19 protein-coding genes are annotated in these 19,617 nt (G+C 52.9%); 10 read left to right on the top strand and 9 right to left on the bottom strand.

Going from position 1 to position 19,617, the window contains the following annotated elements:
• Positions 1–110: 110 nt before the first annotated feature.
• Positions 111–1,631: a hypothetical protein gene (locus tag C7445_RS01310; protein ID WP_134158229.1), complete on the top strand. Its 1,521-nt coding sequence runs from the start codon at positions 111–113 to the stop codon at positions 1,629–1,631.
• 40 nt (positions 1,632–1,671) lie between these two features.
• A complete protein-coding gene (locus tag C7445_RS01305; RefSeq protein WP_134158228.1) occupies positions 1,672–1,950 on the top strand; it encodes a GNAT family N-acetyltransferase in 279 nt (92 codons plus the stop codon).
• Between the two features lie 87 nt (positions 1,951–2,037).
• Here the strand turns inward: C7445_RS01305 and C7445_RS01300 are convergent, their stop codons facing one another.
• The 3 genes from C7445_RS01300 to C7445_RS01290 are packed head-to-tail and all read right to left on the bottom strand — an operon-like array spanning position 2,038 to position 5,042.
• Entirely contained in the window at positions 2,038–3,267 is a 1,230-nt protein-coding gene (locus tag C7445_RS01300) for a galactokinase (RefSeq protein WP_134158227.1), read from the bottom strand.
• Positions 3,248–4,240, bottom strand: coding sequence for a galactose-1-phosphate uridylyltransferase (gene galT / locus C7445_RS01295; protein ID WP_134158226.1), 993 nt, complete (start codon positions 4,238–4,240; stop codon positions 3,248–3,250). The genes C7445_RS01300 and galT overlap by 20 nt, the downstream gene beginning before the upstream one ends.
• Positions 4,241–4,253: 13 nt before the next feature.
• Positions 4,254–5,042, bottom strand: coding sequence for a DeoR/GlpR family DNA-binding transcription regulator (locus C7445_RS01290; protein ID WP_134158225.1), 789 nt, complete (start codon positions 5,040–5,042; stop codon positions 4,254–4,256).
• A 214-nt stretch (positions 5,043–5,256) separates the two neighbouring features.
• On the opposite strand from C7445_RS01290, the gene C7445_RS01285 reads away from it, so the two are divergent.
• The 5 genes from C7445_RS01285 to C7445_RS01265 all read left to right on the top strand — a co-directional run bounded on the left by C7445_RS01285 (position 5,257) and on the right by C7445_RS01265 (position 11,146).
• Positions 5,257–5,850, top strand: coding sequence for a spore coat protein (locus C7445_RS01285; protein ID WP_134158224.1), 594 nt, complete (start codon positions 5,257–5,259; stop codon positions 5,848–5,850).
• Positions 5,851–6,015: 165 nt separating this feature from the next.
• Entirely contained in the window at positions 6,016–6,363 is a 348-nt protein-coding gene (locus tag C7445_RS01280; protein ID WP_134158223.1) for a hypothetical protein, read from the top strand.
• A gap of 275 nt (positions 6,364–6,638) precedes the next feature.
• A complete protein-coding gene (locus C7445_RS01275; RefSeq protein WP_134158222.1) occupies positions 6,639–8,150 on the top strand; it encodes a hypothetical protein in 1,512 nt (503 codons plus the stop codon).
• 205 nt (positions 8,151–8,355) lie between these two features.
• Positions 8,356–9,729 (top strand): Ig-like domain-containing protein, encoded by a 1,374-nt coding sequence (locus C7445_RS01270; RefSeq protein WP_134158221.1) that lies wholly within the window; start codon positions 8,356–8,358, stop codon positions 9,727–9,729.
• A gap of 166 nt (positions 9,730–9,895) precedes the next feature.
• A complete protein-coding gene (locus C7445_RS01265) occupies positions 9,896–11,146 on the top strand; it encodes a hypothetical protein (RefSeq protein ID WP_243834868.1) in 1,251 nt (416 codons plus the stop codon).
• Positions 11,147–11,188: 42 nt separating this feature from the next.
• Here the strand turns inward: C7445_RS01265 and C7445_RS01260 are convergent, their stop codons facing one another.
• Complete coding sequence (locus C7445_RS01260; RefSeq protein ID WP_134158220.1) at positions 11,189–12,403, bottom strand: MFS transporter; 1,215 nt, start codon at positions 12,401–12,403, stop codon at positions 11,189–11,191.
• Between the two features lie 188 nt (positions 12,404–12,591).
• Here C7445_RS01260 and C7445_RS01255 point away from each other — a divergent pair, with 188 nt between their 5' ends.
• Both C7445_RS01255 and C7445_RS01250 read left to right on the top strand, forming a co-directional pair.
• A complete protein-coding gene (locus tag C7445_RS01255) occupies positions 12,592–13,425 on the top strand; it encodes an SPFH domain-containing protein (protein ID WP_134158219.1) in 834 nt (277 codons plus the stop codon).
• Positions 13,426–13,446: 21 nt separating this feature from the next.
• Positions 13,447–13,962 (top strand): hypothetical protein, encoded by a 516-nt coding sequence (locus C7445_RS01250; protein WP_134158218.1) that lies wholly within the window; start codon positions 13,447–13,449, stop codon positions 13,960–13,962.
• Between the two features lie 39 nt (positions 13,963–14,001).
• Here the strand turns inward: C7445_RS01250 and C7445_RS01245 are convergent, their stop codons facing one another.
• Both C7445_RS01245 and C7445_RS01240 read right to left on the bottom strand, forming a co-directional pair.
• A complete protein-coding gene (locus C7445_RS01245; protein ID WP_134158217.1) occupies positions 14,002–16,131 on the bottom strand; it encodes an RNA degradosome polyphosphate kinase in 2,130 nt (709 codons plus the stop codon).
• 183 nt (positions 16,132–16,314) lie between these two features.
• Positions 16,315–17,121, bottom strand: a complete 807-nt coding sequence (locus tag C7445_RS01240) for a DUF2935 domain-containing protein (RefSeq protein ID WP_134158216.1) — start codon at positions 17,119–17,121, stop codon at positions 16,315–16,317.
• A 137-nt stretch (positions 17,122–17,258) separates the two neighbouring features.
• Between C7445_RS01240 and C7445_RS01235 the strand changes: the two genes are divergently transcribed.
• Positions 17,259–17,663: a VanZ family protein gene (locus C7445_RS01235; protein WP_134158215.1), complete on the top strand. Its 405-nt coding sequence runs from the start codon at positions 17,259–17,261 to the stop codon at positions 17,661–17,663.
• A 47-nt stretch (positions 17,664–17,710) separates the two neighbouring features.
• On the opposite strand, the gene C7445_RS14495 is transcribed toward C7445_RS01235, so the two are convergent.
• The 3 genes from C7445_RS14495 to C7445_RS01225 form a co-directional block, all read right to left on the bottom strand.
• On the bottom strand, positions 17,711–17,878 hold the full coding sequence (locus tag C7445_RS14495; RefSeq protein WP_166668934.1) for a hypothetical protein: 168 nt from the start codon (positions 17,876–17,878) through the stop codon (positions 17,711–17,713).
• A 14-nt stretch (positions 17,879–17,892) separates the two neighbouring features.
• Positions 17,893–18,522, bottom strand: a complete 630-nt coding sequence (locus C7445_RS14810; protein ID WP_279586201.1) for an HD-GYP domain-containing protein — start codon at positions 18,520–18,522, stop codon at positions 17,893–17,895.
• 460 nt (positions 18,523–18,982) lie between these two features.
• Positions 18,983–19,321 (bottom strand): hypothetical protein, encoded by a 339-nt coding sequence (locus C7445_RS01225; RefSeq protein ID WP_134158213.1) that lies wholly within the window; start codon positions 19,319–19,321, stop codon positions 18,983–18,985.
• Positions 19,322–19,617 lie beyond the last annotated feature (296 nt).

The raw sequence follows: 19,617 nt of genomic DNA, 5'->3' as shown, positions 1-19,617 counted from the left end.
ATGACTTCTTCCAATTTTGATGGAAGTTGTGGTAGAATCGGGTAGCCAGGGAATGGTGATTGTCACAATGGTGATTGTCACAATGAGAAGCTTACTCGGGGGGACCACATGTGTCTGCAAAAACGAATTTGATCTGCTCGTCGATGGCCGCGATCGCCATTGCGGCGCTGCCGATTGCCGCAATGGCGGAGCCGGTCTCGGCTCAAAGCTTCTTAACGAAGGGCCAGTTTTTAACGATATTTTTAGAATCGGTCAACGTAAAGCCCGATTCATCCGGTAAGTCGACGTTTCAGGACGTGTCATCCAAAGCGGCTCTTTGGGGATATGTGCACAAATCCATGGAATTGGGGTTGGTCACGCCGGATGACAGGACGAAGTTTGGTGTATCGGATGCTGTTTCGGCGGCGTTTGCAGCCAACGTGGCGGCTAAATATTACCACATGGATCTCGCTGGACAGCAACCAGCGACATGGGCGGTCAGTCAAGGGCTGGTCGCAACAGCTTCCGGAAATCTGACGTTTGCGGCAGGAAAACAGTTCATCGCGAAGTTAAAGACCTTAGCTTCCTCCATTGCGTCTATTCCAGGTTCTTGGACGCTTTCGGCAGCACAGCATAAAGAGTTTTCGGGTGCGCTGGCCAGCTACGACGATGCGAGTTTCAGCCAGACCACTTGCGTAGAGACAGATCGCCTGCAATTCCAAGTAGCTCCGAAGTGGAGATCCAACGCGTCCCTCATTTCAGCTTTACAGTCGCAAGCGAATCAATATGAGCGTTACACAAGCACGTATGACGTAGGCACTGTCAATGGCCAGAGTGCCGCCATTGCACAGTCCACCTTGGTCGAGGGAGAGCAAGGCAGCAGTTTTGCGAACACTGAAGGAACGTGGTCGTATGTCAATTACAATAATGATGTATATGTCAACGATGGCTCCAGCGCTTGGTCGAAACAATCGAACTACGGATGGATGACCCCTGAAAGTGTGCAGATTCCCGTGTTTACGACGGGCACGTTACAGGATGTGAAGTATAAGAAGGGCGTCGGCGAAGACCTTTTCAGCGGGCAACTCAAATCTCCAATTGCGGCGGACTATTATGGACCGTTTATCCAGGGATTCTTATCCTCGGCGTTGAATACGTCAACCGTGCCCCAGACTTTGATCAAACAAGTAGCGGAACAAATCGCCACGACCGTTACGCTTCACGTTTCGTTACAGAACGGGGATCCTGTGCTGACGGCAGAAGATGTTCATACGATCGTGCCCTTGCCGAAGAGTGTCATCAGCCGTATGGGTGGAACTGGAGCTTCCGCCAAACTGGCGTCCGAGATCATTCAGGCGATGGACGTCGTCATGTCCGCACATGCGACCATTGCGTATGATCATGCACCTTTGACATTGCCATCCGGATTGACGATACCGGGTTGGCCAAATAGTGCTTCGAATGATACCGGAAATGCAACCAGCAGTTCTGGCAATTCGACGATCAATTCAACAGGCAATGGGGTATCGGGTACTGGAACAGGGAATGATACGGCAACGAATACCACGGCTGCATCAACCAGTAACACGACGGGCAGTTCGACAGATGCGCCAGTGTCAAACGGGATCGGATCGAATAACTCCCCATCGTGATCGACAAGGCTGGTTTTCTGTGGTCATAGGAGGAAAACGAATGGAGCTGAAACGGGTAGCAGACGGTGTTCACGCGTTGGGTGAAGACGGAACGCGCATCGGATACGTATCCTGTTCGCCAATTGGCGAGCGCGCGTGGTCCATTGACCATACGGTTGTCTCACCTGATTACCAAGGCCAAGGGTTGGCTGCGAAATTGATTCGCGATCTGGTGGAAATGGCTCGCGATGAAGGTATTAAGTTGCGGCCCGTTTGCTCATATGCCGTCGCCCAATTTGAACGCCACAAAGAGTACGCGGACGTGCTGCTGTCCCATTGATTGCAGTTATTACGAAAGCATCTCGCGTGGATATCAGCAGGCCGGTCGAGGTGAGGGGTTCCGCACCGACCGGCTTTTGCACGTATTTCAAGATGCTGTGACATTGTCGACAAGGCTGTTCACACTTATTTCATGTACGCCGTCACCAATGTCCGTAATATAAAATGAAGGCTCTCGATCCGTGCGCTGTTTGTATTGTTGTGCAACAGACGCCGTAAACGTGGATACCTTCTCCCGTGCCACGAGACTGACCGTGCATCCGCCAAAGCCGGCACCTGTCATCCTTGAACCGATGCACCCTTGCGCATTCCATGCGGCCTCGACCAGTGCATCTAACGCTTCGCCGGTCACTTCGTAATCGTCGCGCAGGGAACGGTGTGATTCGTTCATCGACTCGCCGAATGCCTGTAGGTCTCCATTTCGCAATAAGTCCGCCGCACGACGGGCGCGATCGCTTTCAAAGATGACGTGGCGCGCACGGCGGACTAAGACGTCGATGTCATGCTCTGCCGATTTCGCCTGTTCAAGCAAGGCAACAGCTTGCGGCCACTGCGCAGGTGAAATATCAGCCAAGGCCGTAAGCTGAGGCCATTCCTTGCGAAGGATGGACAGCGCTGCTTCGCATTCGGCACGCCGCTCGTTGTATTTCGAACCTGCGAGCTTACGCGGTACATTCGTGTTGGCGATGACGAGTTGGTAGCCACTTGCGTGCATCGCCACCAGTTGATACGCGAGCGTCTGGCAGTTGAGGGAGAGCGCAGCGTCTGCCTTCCCCATCGCGACGGCGAACTGGTCCATCACACCACAGTTGACACCGACAAATTCATTCTCTGCACGTTGTGATAAAAGCGCCATCTTTTCTTTGCTGAGCCCGGCGCCTGCGAGTGCATCGACGGCCGCCGCAGTTGCAACTTCTACCGATGCGCTAGATGACAGGCCTGCTCCAATGGGCAGATTGCCATGAAAGAAGAAATCTGCTCCCTCGATTTCGACGCCCTCTCTTTGCAGGATGTCGATCACGCCAAGCGGGTAGTTGGCGTATTCGTATGCGGGATCGTAGGAGATTTGCGCCCTGTCGACATCGACAATGAGATCAGAGAACGTCGATGCGAAGCGAAAACGCCGATCGTTCCGTGGGCGCACGAGCACCCACGTGCCAATACTGAGCGCTGCCGGCAGGACGTAACCCCCATTGTAATCCGTATGTTCACCGATTAAGTTCACCCGGCCCGGTGCGAAAAACGCGCGCAAGTCGGCCTTTGAACCGGGTGAGAATGTCAAGGTTTGTTCGAGGATGTCAGACCAGCGGATCGACATGTTGATTCGCTTCCTTTCGTGTTTGAATGGCGGCTTTGAGCACAGGTGCCGTCTGTTCCACTGCCATTGGGTTACACGGCGCCCAAGCGCCCGTTTCCGAAGAAGCGAGGTATTTCAACCGCGTTTCCGTTTGCAACGGCGGATAGAACTCAATATGGAAGTGAAAGTCTGGTGCGTCTCCGTCCTGGTTCACAGGACTTTGGTGGATGGCCATCATATAAGGGAATTCCCGGTGAAACAGTTCGTCCATACCGCTTGTGACGCGCTTGAGTATACGCGCGAGGTCTGTCCGCTCTTCATCCGTGAATTCTGTCATCGTTCCGACGTGACGCTTTGCTGAAATGAATGCACCATACGGATAATCTGTGAAAAACGGTATATACGCAAGGAAATGTTCCGTTTCGTCCAGCATGCGAATGCCGATGCGCTGCTCTTCCGCGTTGATGTCGCACATCAGGCAGTGTCCTGTCTCTTCCCGGTGCAATGCAAACGACTCTAACTCGACCCGCAGTTTTTGCGGTACGTACGGGTACGCGTAAATCTGGCCGTGTGGATGCGGCATGGTCACGCCAACTTCCGGACCCCGATTTTCAAAGATGAATACATATTTGTGACGCGGATTTTCGGACAGTGCCTGAAACCGTTCCGCCCACAGGTCAACCAATTTACGAATGTGTGCCACAGGAAGCTGTGGCAGGCTTGTCGTATGTTCCTTCGAATAGAGAATCACTTCACACTTGCCGTAAGCCGGCTGTACATGATACAAGTTGGTCGCCACGTCGTCCGGTGTTGGCGGGTTTTGCGACAGCGCAGGAAAATCATTGTCATACGCCAACACTTCATAGTCGTCAGGAACCTTGCCTGAGCCGGGACAAAATGGGCAATTGGTCTTTGGAAGATTAGGGCGCTTATGGCGGTTGGACGCAACCATCGTCCAATCGCGCAACAACGGGTTATAACGAATTTCTGTCATGGTTGTCACCTCATCAGGATAAGCTATCTGATGCAACTGGCACCGGTGTTTCGACAACATGTACATTCATATCCTGCAGTGCCTGACGTTCCGCATCCCCAGGAAGTTTATCTGTGATCAGCACATCGATTTCATCCAGACCGGCAAAACTGCACATCGCTTCGATCCCCCACTTGGTGTGGTCCGCCAGTACAACGACCTTAGCAGCGCGTTCCATCAGCACCCTGTTGATGGACGCCTCATGCAAGTTCGGCGTCGATAGACCGTGGTCGATATGCATGCCGTTTGTGCCCATGAATAGGACGTCTGTTCGGAATTGGCGTGCCATTCGCTCCGCAACAGGTCCCACCAAGGCGTCGGAGGGCGTTCGGTAGAGGCCACCGGTGAGCAGGATATCGGCGTAGCCATTGCGGCACAATTCGCTGGCCACGTTCACCGAGTTGGTCAACAGGGTCAAGTCCCGAAAACCAACGATGGATTGTGCCAACATCCAGGTTGTGGTTCCCGCTGCGATCCCGATGGTCATGCCGGGCTCAATATGCTGTAACGCAGCCTTTGCGATAGCTGATTTTTCGCCAATCTGCATAATGCGCTTATGCATGTAGGGCAGTTCACTTGAGACTTTTGCCACTTGCCCGCCGCCAAACGCCTTTTCCACCAAGCCTTGATCCTGCAGCGCTTTCATATCGCGCCGCACCGTGATCTCGGAGACACCCAGGCGTTCAGCCAGTTGACGGTAGGATACGAAGCCGTGTTGGGCGAGCAATTGCAACAGCAGTTCCTGCCGTTGTTTTGGATACACGCAAACGCCTCCATATGAGAAACCACTGCATTGATCAATGATTATCATACCATAATCGAAGGATGATCAACATGTGATAATGTATGAAAATTTACCTGTGAATAACCATCATGAATTATTCGCTTAGCGAACGCATGGAAACGAAGGGGTATGGATAATCTAACGGCGAGCATGAAAAACAACAATCTACATGTCACGTGGAGGTAATTCATTGATGCAGCAGCAACAGCAACCGAACGCCCCATACGGCGCACATGAAATCATCGGAATGCACGAGGCACTCAGCACAAAGTCAGCCAACGTCGAGATGTTCTCGTTCTTAAGTCAACAGGCGCAGGATATGCAGTTGCGCAATCTGCTCCAACAGCAGGCGCAAATGATTGAGCAGCACTACGTGCAAGGCGTTCAAATCATGCAGGGATCTGCCCAAGCCGGGGGTCAGATGGCGTACCAACCGACGATGCACGTGCAGCCCAAACTCGGTCTTCGCAATCCAAGTCATCCGGCGCCGAATATGAACGCACAATCGTTGTCGGATCGTACGATCTGCACAGTTGCACTCAACCTGCATAAGTTCGGAGCTGTTGCTTGGACGACCTTTGCACTCGAGTGTGTAAATCCACAGTTCCGCGCTTACCTCATGGCGGGAGCGAGTATGTGCGATCGCATGGCGTACGACATTTTCTCGTTCATGAACCAGAAAGGCGATTATCAGGTGCCAACACTGCAACAGAACACGACGCAGACCATGATTCAGTCCTATCAGTTGCCGCAACAACCGACCATGCAGCAACCCCACGTGCAGTGAGGACTCGCTGAAAAAGGCCACGGGCGATCCGCACCTTTGGCGGATCGCCCTTTGCGCGTTTCAAACCTAGAATTCAATGTAACTTCGAAACAGATTGGGTATCCTGTTTGACAGAGGTCACCACTTGTATCCAACCCAAAGCAGATGAGGCAAGGAGTCTGGTTTATGCAGTACTATGCAAATGTTGAGCAGACGATGGTTGCGTATTGCTTTGGCCGACCCGAAGATTTGTCGAACACGTTCAACCATTTCGAGCACACTGTGGACGAGCTGCTGCATGATGGTGAACTGGTCTGGACAGCATCCGATAGTGCTGGGCTTGTGTTGAGGGGAGAAAGTTGGTACCTGTGGTTTCAACATGCACACGAAGATGGACGCGTGGAGGGAAAGGTTTACGAGTTACAGGATGACGGGGCGGTTTTGGCTCGAGTGAGCGAAGAACTGCCATGGCTCGATGCCGATTGTCGCATGCGTTTGTTGCGGTCATTGTTGGCCAAGCGAAGAGGCGCATAACGCCTCCTTGCTTGGTGTAGCCGCGTTGTATTTCGAAGGAAAGCACAGCATTCCGTGCGGGCCTTGATCCGAATATGCGGATGGTCAACCGGATGGGGTACCACGTCGTCGCACCGCGAAGCGGCTTTGGTGCATAGACTTGTAATTTTGAACATGTTTGTCTAGCGATCGAGCAGGAGGTTGCGGCACCTTTCTCTAAATAGTCTGATGCGAGCGGTTACAATCGCGGTTGGATTGTAGCTGGCTCGGATTAACGACGATGCGGGGGAATGTGCGTGAAACGAATACGGAGATTTGGTTCTTGGGCGCTAGGCGGCGCGATCATCGCAACGATGGTGGCTGCCGGTGCAGGTATCGCATCCGCTGACACGACTGGTGCAAGTACGCCTGCAACAAGCGACAATAGCTCGTCCAGCGTGGGAAGCGGAGCGGGCGGGTCCAGTCCAATGGGCAGCGATGTGCTGGGGCAAACAGTGGAAACGCCTTCGGTGATCGACTTTAGCGATACATACCCGACAATTGGTCAACGTGTGTCGTACAGCGCATCTGGGCTTGTTCCTAAGCAAACCTATCGAGTGCTGTGGGAGACCTTTCAAGGTACCTGGGACGTGGATGGCAACACGTTTATCGGTGAATCCTACACGCCTGCTGTCACAGTGTTGGGTACGGTGACGGCGGACGCGAACGGCGAGGTGCATAGTGTACTGCAAATCCCAACTGGTTATGGTGATATTCACCAAATAGGGCTAGCTGATGCCAGTGGGATCGTCGTGGCACAAGGCAGCGTTACCATCAAACCATCGGTCAGCGTCAGCCGAACGCAGGAACCGGAAGGAAACTTTTTTACCCTTCGCGTGCAAGGCATAGGGTATGGCGCATACTCGAGTGCATACGAAGTCTTGTATGACAATCATCTAATGGGTAACATTGCGGCCGTGACGACAAACGGCACAGCGGTCTTCCAGGTACGTGCAGAGGGTATTGGGCCACATCTGATTGAAATTGCACCCTGTTCCATCGGTTCACCATACCTCAATGAACAACAATCCCCCTATAGTTGGAAGCCAACTTTTTCGATCCCAGTCACCGTTACGAAGGGGCACCCCGGCGATGTTCAGGATCCTATACCCGCGCCTTCTATCAGCACCGGAAATCACTTGACTGCGTCTCCAGGGCATGGTGTTGTTGGCAGCACATTTACACTGACAGGGCAAGGGCTTCCCGCAAATGAATCGTTGACGATTGAATGGTCGAACACGGTCGGTAATCACGTGACCGCTGCTGGGTACCATGCGGCAGAGACCGTGCTGGGACATGTGACGTCAAGTGCTGCCGGTACGTTTGCGACAAAGATTCAGGTGCCGGTGAATGTAGGGGGGCCGCCACACACCGTGCAGGCAGTCGATGCAGCCGGAAATGTCGTCGGTACAACGACGTATCAAATTTACCCAAACCTCGTGTCTGCACCGAAGGCGGTCAAAGAAGGGCAGATGTTCACGATTCATCTGCAAGGCGGGGGCCCGGACACCTATGACAACTGCTATAGCGTGCTTTACGACAACAGTTCGATTGGGTACGCCTGCGGCTTCAACACCAATGGCGATATGCAAATCCAAATTCGCGCAACGGGTGCACCAGGTATTCATGACATCGATCTCTATCCAACGATTCAGCAAGGTAATCAGAAGGTACCCAATCTCTACGTTTTACCCTTGTTGACCTATAAATCCGATCACCCAGGAGAATCGGAGCCTGCGTTCCATTTGGTCATTGATGTCCAACCGTAAGCCGATGTTGCTCGATGCTGAATGATTGTATTGACAGGCTATCCATTGCCTAAAACGATTTAGTTGTTCGTGCATCATGTCTGCGCCATCTGAAATTTGATATATTCGTACTGTTCCAACGTGGGTATGATAGCGCTTTTATACCACACGTGCCAACCGTCGCTTCAAGTGAGATCTCGGATTTCAGGCAGAGAGGGGAAGTCAAATGGTTAAGCGGGTTTTAGCAGGATTGGCGGCGACATCTGTCGTCCTCGGCACTGGTGTTCCCATGGCCATGGCAATGACGTTGCCATCATGGTTTCAAGCCACCGTATCTGTCGGCGGGCAGACGCTCAGTCAGCCAGAAACCTTTGCGTTGAACAATCAGACCTACTTGCCGGTTTTCTATGTTGACAATGCGTTCGCAAAACTTGGTTACAAGGCGAACTGGAACGGTGCGAAACACGTATGGGATCTCGAACTCCCATCGAATCTCGCATCCGAGGCAGCCTCGGCCAAATGGAGCGGTTCGGGCAGCACGTCCATCTCCATTAATGGCCAGGTGGTTGGAAAGACGGCAACCACCGTTGAGGCCGATCCCGCAACCAATAGCAACACCACTTACGTTCCGGTATCCGTGCTGCAATCTTTGATCAATGCAATCAGTGCGGGAAGCTGGAACGCCAATCAGCGCACGTTGGATATCAACACGCCGAACTCGATTACGGCCGTCGACGCGTACAACGGTCAGATTGTCGTTCAATTTGCAAATTCGTTCACCGTTGCACCAAGCGGTAGCGAAATCAGCATCACTGGCAGCGATGGTTCAACCGTGACCCCAACGGCTCAGCAATTGAGCTCGGATGGCAAGACCGTGACGTACACCATTCCCGAGATCACACCACCGAATCCAGTGCCACACTACAGCGTTTCCTATATGGGAGGCAAGGCCGTGCTCGGCTATGAACCTGTTGTGGCCGTCAACGATGGAACCCCGGGCGTGACATCGGGGGCTTTGCAAGTGGGCAAGACACTTACGGTAAGTGGTGTCAGCGACCAATGCAAACCGATGCCAAGCTTGACGTTCACTTCTGACAACACTTCTGTGGCCACGGTCGCGAGTGATGGCACAGTGACAGCCGTTGCACCAGGCGTCGCACATATTCAGGCGACGGACGGACAAGGGTTCCAAGCGAAAGTGCCGTTCACGGTCTATGTACAGGGTTCGAGCGATCCGACCATCCAATCTGTTACGGAAAGTTCTAACAATCTCGTCGTCACGTTTGATCAAGCTTTCACCGCTGCGCCGGCGGCTGATGAGTTTATCGTGACCGAGACAGATGGTTCGACCCCGACACCCGTGGTCGTCTCCGGTGTGTCGCTTAGCAGCGACGGCAAGACCGTGACACTGTCCTTGCCGGCACCAAGCAGTTCTGGGTCTTCTTCAAGTTCCTCCAGTTCTGGCTCGTCATCTTCCAGTGCGGCGCCGCAATACAGCGTGTCGTTCCTTGACCACACGGCTGTCTCGACTTCCGCAGCAGCAAATGGTTCTTCAAGCTCCGACAGCACGTCGTCGAATGCGAGCAACAGTTCGAACTGAGTGAATCGCGAGGATCAGACGCACGGGTAAAGAATCGAATCCGTTTTTGCCAGGTGCCCCAGGGGATTTTGGGGCACCATTTTCATTTACTCAAAATGTCACAAGGTCTTCATCTATGCATGACGAATACAATCGGATACCATCGAATCTTGTAGAGAGAAACGTCATGTATCACAAAGATCGCGAGGGGACGCTTGTGAAGACGTTAGAAGGTATGCAGGCACTGGACGTGGCCACGCGCTACGGAATCACGTTGTATGATACATATTACGGAAATGAGGTGACCGTTGCGGAGGCTCGCCAATTTATCGAAAGCAGGCGAGATCCATCGACATTCATCCTGAAGGATTGGCCGGACACGGAGAGCGAGGCCGAAGATGTGCTCCTTATGCACATATACCGAGCGCTTAAGGAGAATCAAATCCACAGCGGGCGAGTCGACTTGCTGCTGGACAAGGGACCCGGTCCCCGCATCAACTTGGCTGCGGCTGAGCTTGCGGCACTGCGGCTGGGGGATCGCAGGATCCTGGAGGTTGAAGATAAGGATGACGGCGTCTATTACCATGTACCGCAAACGACCTATTTGACACAGGAGTTTCTGGGCAAGTTGTCCGAGTTCGTATGTGACGAATGCAGGCACATGGATCTTACGGGCCCGTTTCACGAAACCTGTCTGCATTCGCTGATCGACGCCATTCGCCGCGGCCAGTTCGCGTTTGAGGATATTGCGGAAGAGCGGCCAGGTGAGGGTGAGACTCCTTTGAGCCGATTGTTCCAAGGAAACCTCGGGCAATGGTCGCGGCGTGTATCGGAGACGAAATCGAAGCTGCAAAAGGCTTGGAAGGCTAGACGTAAGGCTGTCGTCACAAAAGCCGAAAAACATCGCGACAACCGTGGCACGGTGGAGTCTGATCCCGATTGGCCAACCATTTCGGTTCCGCACCGGACGCTGGAGGATTTGCAGCAAACTCGGCTGGCCGCTCGCGCTGAACAGCGGCACGACGAATCTTCGATTCATCCACAGACCAGCGAGTCATGGCGGCAGGAGCCGATGGTTGATGCCGTCTCGCCAGGATCGTTCGACGGGGATATGGAAGTTGCGTCAGTGCCGGCAGATTCCACCGCAAACCAGCGAGAGCGCATTTCGAAGAAGGAATTGATTGCGTATCTGCAGCGGATCGAGATTGTTGACGAATCTGGCGAACAGTTGCGTCAGTTGGCGGATCTGAGGCAACGCTGCATCGAACTCGAGGCTCTTCTGGAGTCGGCGAACACCCGTTACGACAGATTGCGCGGCGAATGTGAACATTGGAAGGCTAAGTGCGACGACTTACAGAAGGACATGGACACGGTTCTGCAGGCGATGCAAATCGCTCGCAAGCATGCTTCGCAAGAGAGAGACGGATCGCCATTGTAAAACATCGAAGACCGCCTGCGACAGCCAAGGCGGTCTGACTTTTTATCGGGCTGTATGATGTGTTTCGTTCACACTGGGTAGCATGCCGGGCTTGCGCACCACCGTGATCGCTGCGCACGTAACGCTTGCCAGTAACGCCCCCGTAACCCAGAATACGCCATGAATCGAAGTGATGTCCGCGATCGCGCCTCCGACAAGCGGGCCTAAGGTATTGCCAATCTGGTTTGCAGTCTGATTGAGCCCAAACGCGCGCCCGCGGAACGACTGCGACGTCGAGCGCACAATGAGGCCGTTGATGGCTGGATATACCGCACAGAAGAACATGCCGTAGACGAACCGGATAGCCGCGAAGGCGACCACATTGTGAAAGGGAATTTGCATCAGTGTCCAGACCGCACCGCCTATCAGGCCGACGATCATGACTTTTGGGAAACCAACCTTGTCTGCCGATTTGCCCCAGATTGGCGCGAAAATCACACTGGCGATGCCGGCGAGAGAGAAGACGACGCCTGCGATGAACGAAGCATTTTTTGTCGAGGGATCAAGTTGTGTCACATATAGGGTGAGCACTGGTTCGATGGTCATGATAGAAAATGATACGACCATGTTTAGAAGGAGTGCGGTGACCAGTTGGCGGTTGTGCAGCGCTTCGCCGATGGCGCGAATCACGGACGGCCGGGTGGTGGCTCGCCGAATTTGTGCTTCTTTGACCCAAAAGATAGCGAGCAATGCTGAGATCAGTACGAGGATGGAAGCGCTACCAAAGGCGACGCGATTTCCTGCGAGTCTGGCAATCGTCCCGCCAAGCAAGGGACCGACGATACCACCGCCCGAACTGGCTGCGGATATCATCGAGAGCGCATAGCCAACCTTGTCCTCCGGTGTGTTGCTGCCAATGAGTGCGATGGAACCGGGGATGTATCCGGATAGCAATCCTTGCAAAATGCGTAGGCCGAGAAGTTCGTACGGATTCCGAACAAAGGCTGTTAAGCCGTATGTAATGAACAAGGCGATACCAGCCCGGATGATCATTGGTTTTTGACCGAATCGGTCACCCACAGAACCCCAATACGGCGCCGCGATCGCGCCGGCGAGGAATGCGGCACTGTATAAAGCGCCGGACCACAGTTCGGTGTGCGAGTGCACGCCAATTTTCAGAAGAAACAAGGGTAAGAACGGAACGACCATCGAATAGCTTGCAGACGTGAGAAGTGTGCCAATCCAGAGGACGACGAGGTTTCGCTGCCAGGTTTCCATGCTGATCACCAACGTTTTTCTTTCATCTTACTCCTCTTTCGGCCCATCGGAGCGGAAAATTTCAGATCTCGTAAAATTCGCAGACACTTGACTCTGGATTGGTATATGATGGTCGAAGAGATATTCTCGAGGTTGTGACATCCTACAACGCGAGTTTCTTGCATGCAAAGAAACGAGGAGGACATGCGATGCCAGCCATTCGTCAAGTAATCAGCACCCTCACTCAGGATGGAAAGGAATTGATGGGCCCGGACGTTCTGGCCTACCACTACCCCGACAACAATATTCTGAATGGTTCGTTGCTTACGGTCGAATCGAATCACTTTGCCGTTCTGAAGTCGCGGGGCGCCATTTTGAACGTTTACGACACGGGTCAATATGTGATTCAGACGCCGGATCGCCCCATTATCGGAGCCTTTCAGCAGGCATTTTTCGGCGGAAACAGTCCGTGGCAGTACGAGGTCATTTATATCAACCGTGCGAAACTGATCCTTGAAGTATCCGGCATCGCATACTCGCGGGAAATGGCTGAAATGGGCTACCATGTCAGCTGCTATGTACATGTGGATACCAGGGACGACGCCTTGAAGCTGGTTCAGCACATGCCGATGGCGGGTCACTATGTGAGCATGAAAGAAGTCAACTGGTACGCGGGTCCGGTGATCGAGCAGTCCATTAATAAAATCGTTCAGTTAACCGAGTTGGAGCGGGTCAACGAAAAGATGCCCGAAATTCTCGAACTGGTGAAGGATCATCTGCAGGAGTTTTTATCCGTCTATGGGTTGACCTTGAACGATGTCAAAGCGCTTGTGTATCCAAAGGACGAACGCATGAAGGAACTGATTGCTCTGCGGGCGTTTGGCCTGTCGGAACTCGATGCGGTGCGCTATTATACCGCAATGATAATGGCCAGCAAAGGTGTTGTGTCGGCGCCGAACATGGCCATTGGCGAACCATTCTTTGTCGGTAATCCGCAGGTGGCAACGGATCGCATCATGAAGCTCGACGGCAGCCAATCGTAAGGGACGAAGGGAATGTAAGACATGAGTGATCTCATGAAATATGGCATCGCCCTTGCGCCGCGCGGCGTGGTGAACGAGTTGCTCACGGGGTGGATGAACGCTTGGTTCGTCAATGTGAAAGACCCAAAGTATCGATTGCGCGAGCGCAGTCGAGCGCTGCTCAACGCGGTTGACAATGCTATGGGGCAGTATTTGACGCAGTTGCGCCAAGACCTCAAAAGGCTTCGCCAGGCGTTGCCTGAGCCGACGCGTGACAATCCGTACCCCCCTTTGGACGGCCTGGCAGCCGTGAAGGAGATGGAACAGTACATTCGCCGCGTCGAACACGTGCGGACCGTCGCCTTATCGGCCCCAATTCCACCAGACGAGTACGTGTTTCATAGCACGCTGGAAAATGAGCAAATGTTGCGCGAGTTACTCGCTGTGGACGGCGAGATTGCGACGGCCATGCAGACTATGGATGAGACCACCATTGACCACATAGAGGGGCTTCTCGTTCGCCGCAACGCATTATTGCAGCAATGTACCGCACCGTAATCCGTTGCCTTGGGGCATGTACGGCGGGCGGACTCACGTTTACAAGCGCGGCGGCGTGCGTGGAATCATCGACTCGGCGACTGCGCGGGCCGTTTTGTCAGCAGCACCTCGTGCTTCTGCATAGAACTGCATCTGGGAAGCACAAGGCGTATCACCTGCGCCTTGTGCAACCTTCTGGTATCGGCCTGAGGGCAGCAGCAGCCAGCGATTGACGTTATCTGCAAGCTGCATGTCGAGCACATGCTTCAAGCGCTCTTTTAAATTGGCCTGAAGGACGGGGAAGAGAATTTCCACGCGGCTTACCATGTTGCGCGTCATCCAGTCCGCACTGGCCAAAAAGACTTCCTCGTTGCCTCCGTTGTAAAAGTAGTAGATGCGGCTGTGCTCCAAAAAGCGTCCGACAATGCTCGAAACATGAATGTTTTCGCTCACGTCTGCGAGACCGGGCCGCAGGCAGCAAATACCGCGCACCAGCAAGTCGATCTCGACACCCGCCTTCGATGCCCGATACAACGCGAGAATGAGGTCTTTATCGGTCAGCGCGTTCATCTTTGCGATGATGCGCCCCGGACGGCCGGCTTTGCAGTGCTCAATTTCGCGATCGATCAAATCTAAAAACTTCTGCTTCAAGCCATGTGGCGCTGTGGCAAATTGATTCCACGCGGGCGGATCGGCAAAGCCGGTGAGATGGTTGAAAAACAGCGATGCATCTTCGCCGAAATCCTCCCGGGCTGTGAACATGCCAATATCGGTATACAGCTTGGCGGTGCTGTCGTTATAGTTGCCTGTGCTCAGGTGCACATAGCGCACGATATTGTCGCCCTCACGGCGTACAACCAGCGTGATTTTGCTGTGTGTTTTCAGGCCAACCAGGCCATAGATGACATGACATCCGGCCTCTTCCAGCTTCTTTGCCCAAACGATATTGTTCTCTTCGTCAAAGCGGGCTTTGAGTTCCACCAGTACCGTGACTTGCTTGCCGTTCTCCGCGGCTCTCGCCAAAGCCAAGACGATTGGCGAATTGCCACTGACGCGATACAGGGTCTGTTTGATGGCAAGTACCTGTGGATCGTTCGCCGCGAGGCTGACGAAGTGTACAACCGGATCGAATGATTCGTATGGATGAAACAGTAGAATATCCTTTTTTGCGATGGTATCAAACAGGTTGCTTTCACCGATGAAGTCGCGAGGAATCTGCGGTGAAATCGCCGCAAAGCGCAGATGTGCATATTCGGGTTCGGCCGCAAAGCGCATGAGAAATGTGAGATCCAGCGGGCCGGGAATCGAGTATACATCTTCGTGCTCGAGTTCGAGCCAGTCGCGCAGGGTTTCGACCAGTTCCGGAGACATAGCTTGCTCCACTTCCAGGCGCACCGCCGCCCCCCGGTTTCGTTTTTTTAGCTCCTTTTCAATCTCCTCGAGTAGATCTTCTGCGCCTTCTTCATCGACGTTGATGTCCGCGTTGCGCGTGATGCGGAAGCAGGCTTGTTCGACAACCGTATGACCAGGGAACAATGTGTCGATAAACAGTTGAATCACGGTTTCTAGCAGCACGAACGCCCGTTTGTGATGGGTGGCATCGATCTCGATGTACCGCGGCAACACGGACGGCACTTGCACAACGGCGAACAAGGGCGGATCGTCCTCGCGACGGCATTCTATAGGTTGAAGCAGAACGGCCACATTCAGTGTTCGGTTGGCGAGCATGGGAAACGGGTGGCTCGCGTCGATGGCAAGCGGCGTCAGCACGGGAAAGATGTGTTCGTGATAATAGTTTTCCAAATACGCCTTTTGCTGTATGGTCAACTGCTTGCCCGCGAGAAAGTGAATGCCTTCGCGGCGCAACGCAGGCAACAAGGTGCGGGACCACATGCCGTAGAGCCGATCGACATCGGTGTGCACGCGCTTTGAAATCTCGTGCAGCTGTTGTCCGGCAGACATTTGCGTTTTGTCGTCCCGTCGATCCATTCCAAGTTTCAATTGATCTTTTAGGCCAGCGACACGAACCATGAAGAATTCGTCCATGTTCGATGCGCAGATGGCCACGAACTTCAGCCTTTCAAACAAAGGATTAGCCGTGTTGGTCGCTTCTGAAGCCACACGTTCATTGAATGCCAACCAGCTCAGTTCGCGATTGATAAAGTGTGATTTATGGTCCAAGGGCTGCATGTTGAGCTCATACCTTTTCATAGGAGTGGATCGGATGTGTACCGATGATATTCGTATATGCATTGTCGCCGCAATGATGTGGGAAAGCAATGGGGAACCAGTCCGTTCGGAAATAGGAGGCAAGTCGGTTACGGGTTCACCCGGCTCAGGCAGCTTGCCTCCTGTGGGTAGGGGATGTGGGAACTAATCGTTGACGCGAGGTTTTGTTGGGTCGCCCTCGGGTTCAGGGAGATCGGTAACCTCGGCGAGTTTGGTCAGGTAGTACAGTTCTTCGCGCGCCATGTGATCTGGCAAAAGAGGCGCCAGGACGCCGAGCGCTTGGTCGGATAAGCGAAGTTCTTCAAGCTCGTTCAGAAATTCCTGAAATAATTTCAGTTCCATGCCCACTTCCACGTTGAAGCGGCCCAGGGCAGGGAAGTCTCGCAATTTGGTACGTAGGTAGCCTGCGAGTTCGATGGCCTTTAGATAGTATGCCTCAAATTGCTTGCGGAAGGCGTAACTGCGCTTCGCCAACTGGTGTTCTGCCGGATCGACATCGTCGTGTAGCGTGGCGGCGTGACCCATCGCATCTTGCAGCCACAGGACGTGGTGATGAAGTGGATGTTGTGCTTCAGGAATCTCGCCTTTGCAAAGATGGAGCAGGATGCGCAGGTACTCGTCAAGCTCGTTCAGCATGTGGTTGATAAAGGTTGGCGGCAGGTATGTTTGGATGCCACCAATCAGGTGACGGCGTAGAAGATGCAACTTGAAGGCGCGGAATTTGCGTGACAACGTAAGACTTTCCTTACTAAGCTCGATGTGGGCTGCCGGATCCGGAGCCATGGTGTTCACACTGTGAAGGAGCGCATCGTACGCTTGGATGAAGTATAGCGAAGTTGTCAGCTCTTTCTCTTCATCGACAGACAGGCTGTCGCGGATGAAGCGGGCGTGATCGCCCAACACTTGCAGCCAGAATCGCTGCTCAAACTGGGCGGCCTGGACGAAACTCATCGGTTCTCCTCCTCTTGCGGCGATGTGGTAATGTATGCGCCCAAATGAGCCATGGTGAGTGTGGAACGAAGCGTTTGTAAGCGTCCGTTGGTTGTGATAGAGTAGTACGGGTTATTTGTAGCGGAGGGGGCGGCGGCATGTGGTGGCGGCTGCTCGCTGTGTTGCTTTGGATGTGTGTTCTCGCGTATGGGACATGTAGTAACGATCCCTTTCATTTTTATTTGAGTGCGTTCCACTTCCATCCACATGCGAACTTCCGTGATTTACTGCAGCTCGACTTTCATTTTGGCTCGTGGAAATATACGGTTTCGAAGCTTTCTCACTTCTTTGGTTTCATGATTTTCGAGGCCTTGCTGACGAGGCTGCTGCAGCGGCCGCGTTGGTCTGCCACGATCGCGCTTGTCTTCGGCGTAGGCACGGAGCTATTTCAACTGTACTTTGGGCGCGATGGTCGGGTATACGACATGGTGATTGATGCCCTTGGCGTTGTGGTATCCTATGCGTTTCAAAAGTGGAACAAACGTAAAGGAAGCGAAGGATAAAAAATATGGCCCCGAAGGGGGGCCATATCGTGAGAATCAAAAATTTATTAGAGCGTCGGATATGAAGCGGGATATGGTGGTTGCATTGGCTGATAGCCACCGACCGTGGCAGATGTGCCGGACGTCGTCGCTGCGTCAACGACCGCAGGTGCAACGCTCAGAAGTGTAGCAGCAACGAGAGAACCAAAGATCAGAGCCTTTTTTAGATGTTTCATCGAAATTTTCCTCCTTAATCCTCGTATGTAAATGTATCTACGACCTTGAGAAACGCGTTGACAACTTGTGGGTTGTACAACTTTCCACTAAGCGACGCGATTTCACGAACTGCATCGGTCTTCTTCCGAGCAGGTTGGTAAGGCCGATTTGACACCATTGCATCGTAGCTGTCCACCACCGCGACAATCGCTGCCGGAAGATAGATTTCATCTTTCTTCAGGCCGTACGGATACCCACTTCCATCGTAACGTTCGTGGTGTTGTTCAGCCACCTTACTTCCGACATGTAGAAAGGGATTCTCCGGAGAGTCCATGATATCCCTTCCAAAAATGGTGTGCTGTTTGATTATATCAAACTCTTCTGGACTTAGCCTACCAGGTTTCATAAGAATTTCATCAGGAATTTGAATTTTCCCGATATCATGAAAAAGAGCACCGCAACTCAGCGAAAGAAGCTCGATCGCATTAAGATTTAACTCGCACCCAATCATGAGCGAATATCGGCGTATGCGTTCGCAGTGCGATGCCGTGTATCCGTCTTTGAGTGCAATTTGTACTGCGAGTTCATGAAAACCGCTTACTGACCTTTGGTAGGATTGGAAGACTGGCGCCGACGATACATACAAAAACTCGCTATTCTCCATCGCAACTATACACACATGCTCGTGTACCGGGGACGCCACAAGTTTGTCGCCGGGGTAAAGCACAGATGTCTCACTACCGTATGTTACTCGGAGTGAGCCTGACAGTAGACACAGCGACTCCAGCTCATCCCAATGGGTCGCCGGCGTAAGGCCCATTACCCCAGTGCGTGCTAGCCGATGATGGATGATTTCGGTTCCATTTTTACTGGCAATCAATCTGACCATCATGTTATTGGTATATACCGTTTCAAGTCCCTCTTCGCGAGAGAATATGTTTATCCATGAGGACGGTGTCGTCGATGAATTGAACAAGCTCAGCACCTGCTTTTATTATAGATAGTTTTTTCGTACCGGACGCGAAAGCGACATTTGTAGACACGTTGCATCCCTAACAGTAAAGACAGCCAGTTGGCCCGTCAATAGCGAATGATCATCATGTGTTCATGTATCCTTCGACGTGTCAGTGATACTGCCTTGATAGAAGTATCCATTCGAAAAGTGTCAGGGCGTCGAACACACCATAGCAGCTTGCGAACCACAATTCTGTTCTGTCGCCTCCAAAACCTACGACCAAGAGGCCAACGACGATGATGAGAATGAGCAGGGCTAGATGTATACTGAGTGCTGTTCCACGAGATGCTCGCAATCGGCGGAAAATCAGTAAAGCGGTAAGTAGCGTCACTATGCTCAGCACCACGCCAGGATGCGTCGACAATCCGGCCATCAGAGCCGTGAGGATCACGGCGGCAAGCATCAGATAAACAACCCCGAATGTACCGATGGACACTGGCCTTTTCATTGGCGATCCCTCCGCAGTGCAGTCAGTTCATAGCATTTGTTTGTTCTAAACGTAATTATAGCCACATTCTTATCGGGAAAGACAATAGGTTTTTCCATGGCATGAGTCTCGGCACAACGAAGTGATTTCTATGAAACACAGCGAAAAAAGAAAGCATGAACTCCCCGAGCGCTCGGGGAGATGAAATGGAAGGCAGCCGTTAGATACGTTGCGCTTTCACACGGGAGAGACTCCGGGAGGGGCGTCAACTGGTCGATGACCAAGGAATTCGATGCCTCCCCTCAAGAATTACACGG

Source organism: Alicyclobacillus sacchari (assembly GCF_004366795.1).
Taxonomy (GTDB): domain Bacteria; phylum Bacillota; class Bacilli; order Alicyclobacillales; family Alicyclobacillaceae; genus Alicyclobacillus; species Alicyclobacillus sacchari.
The sequence above is the reverse complement of the archived record's forward strand: the minus strand, read 5'-3'. Positions and strand labels throughout refer to the sequence as shown.

Bases quoted from the DNA above. Each gene is read 5' to 3' on its own strand.
- C7445_RS01305 (WP_134158228.1), top strand. From the start codon at position 1,672: ATGGAGCTGAAACGGGTAGCAGACGGTGTTCACGCGTTGGGTGAAGAC.
- C7445_RS01300 (WP_134158227.1), bottom strand. From the start codon at position 3,267: ATGTCGATCCGCTGGTCTGACATCCTCGAACAAACCTTGACATTCTCA.
- galT (WP_134158226.1), bottom strand. From the start codon at position 4,240: ATGACAGAAATTCGTTATAACCCGTTGTTGCGCGATTGGACGATGGTT.
- C7445_RS01285 (WP_134158224.1), top strand. From the start codon at position 5,257: ATGCAGCAGCAACAGCAACCGAACGCCCCATACGGCGCACATGAAATC.
- C7445_RS01280 (WP_134158223.1), top strand. From the start codon at position 6,016: ATGCAGTACTATGCAAATGTTGAGCAGACGATGGTTGCGTATTGCTTT.
- C7445_RS01270 (WP_134158221.1), top strand. From the start codon at position 8,356: ATGGTTAAGCGGGTTTTAGCAGGATTGGCGGCGACATCTGTCGTCCTC.
- C7445_RS01265 (WP_243834868.1), top strand. From the start codon at position 9,896: ATGTATCACAAAGATCGCGAGGGGACGCTTGTGAAGACGTTAGAAGGT.
- C7445_RS01260 (WP_134158220.1), bottom strand. From the start codon at position 12,403: ATGGAAACCTGGCAGCGAAACCTCGTCGTCCTCTGGATTGGCACACTT.
- C7445_RS01255 (WP_134158219.1), top strand. From the start codon at position 12,592: ATGCCAGCCATTCGTCAAGTAATCAGCACCCTCACTCAGGATGGAAAG.
- C7445_RS01250 (WP_134158218.1), top strand. From the start codon at position 13,447: ATGAGTGATCTCATGAAATATGGCATCGCCCTTGCGCCGCGCGGCGTG.
- C7445_RS01245 (WP_134158217.1), bottom strand. From the start codon at position 16,131: ATGCAGCCCTTGGACCATAAATCACACTTTATCAATCGCGAACTGAGC.
- C7445_RS01240 (WP_134158216.1), bottom strand. From the start codon at position 17,121: ATGAGTTTCGTCCAGGCCGCCCAGTTTGAGCAGCGATTCTGGCTGCAA.
- C7445_RS01235 (WP_134158215.1), top strand. From the start codon at position 17,259: ATGTGGTGGCGGCTGCTCGCTGTGTTGCTTTGGATGTGTGTTCTCGCG.
- C7445_RS14495 (WP_166668934.1), bottom strand. From the start codon at position 17,878: ATGAAACATCTAAAAAAGGCTCTGATCTTTGGTTCTCTCGTTGCTGCT.
- C7445_RS14810 (WP_279586201.1), bottom strand. From the start codon at position 18,522: ATGGAGAATAGCGAGTTTTTGTATGTATCGTCGGCGCCAGTCTTCCAA.
- C7445_RS01225 (WP_134158213.1), bottom strand. From the start codon at position 19,321: ATGAAAAGGCCAGTGTCCATCGGTACATTCGGGGTTGTTTATCTGATG.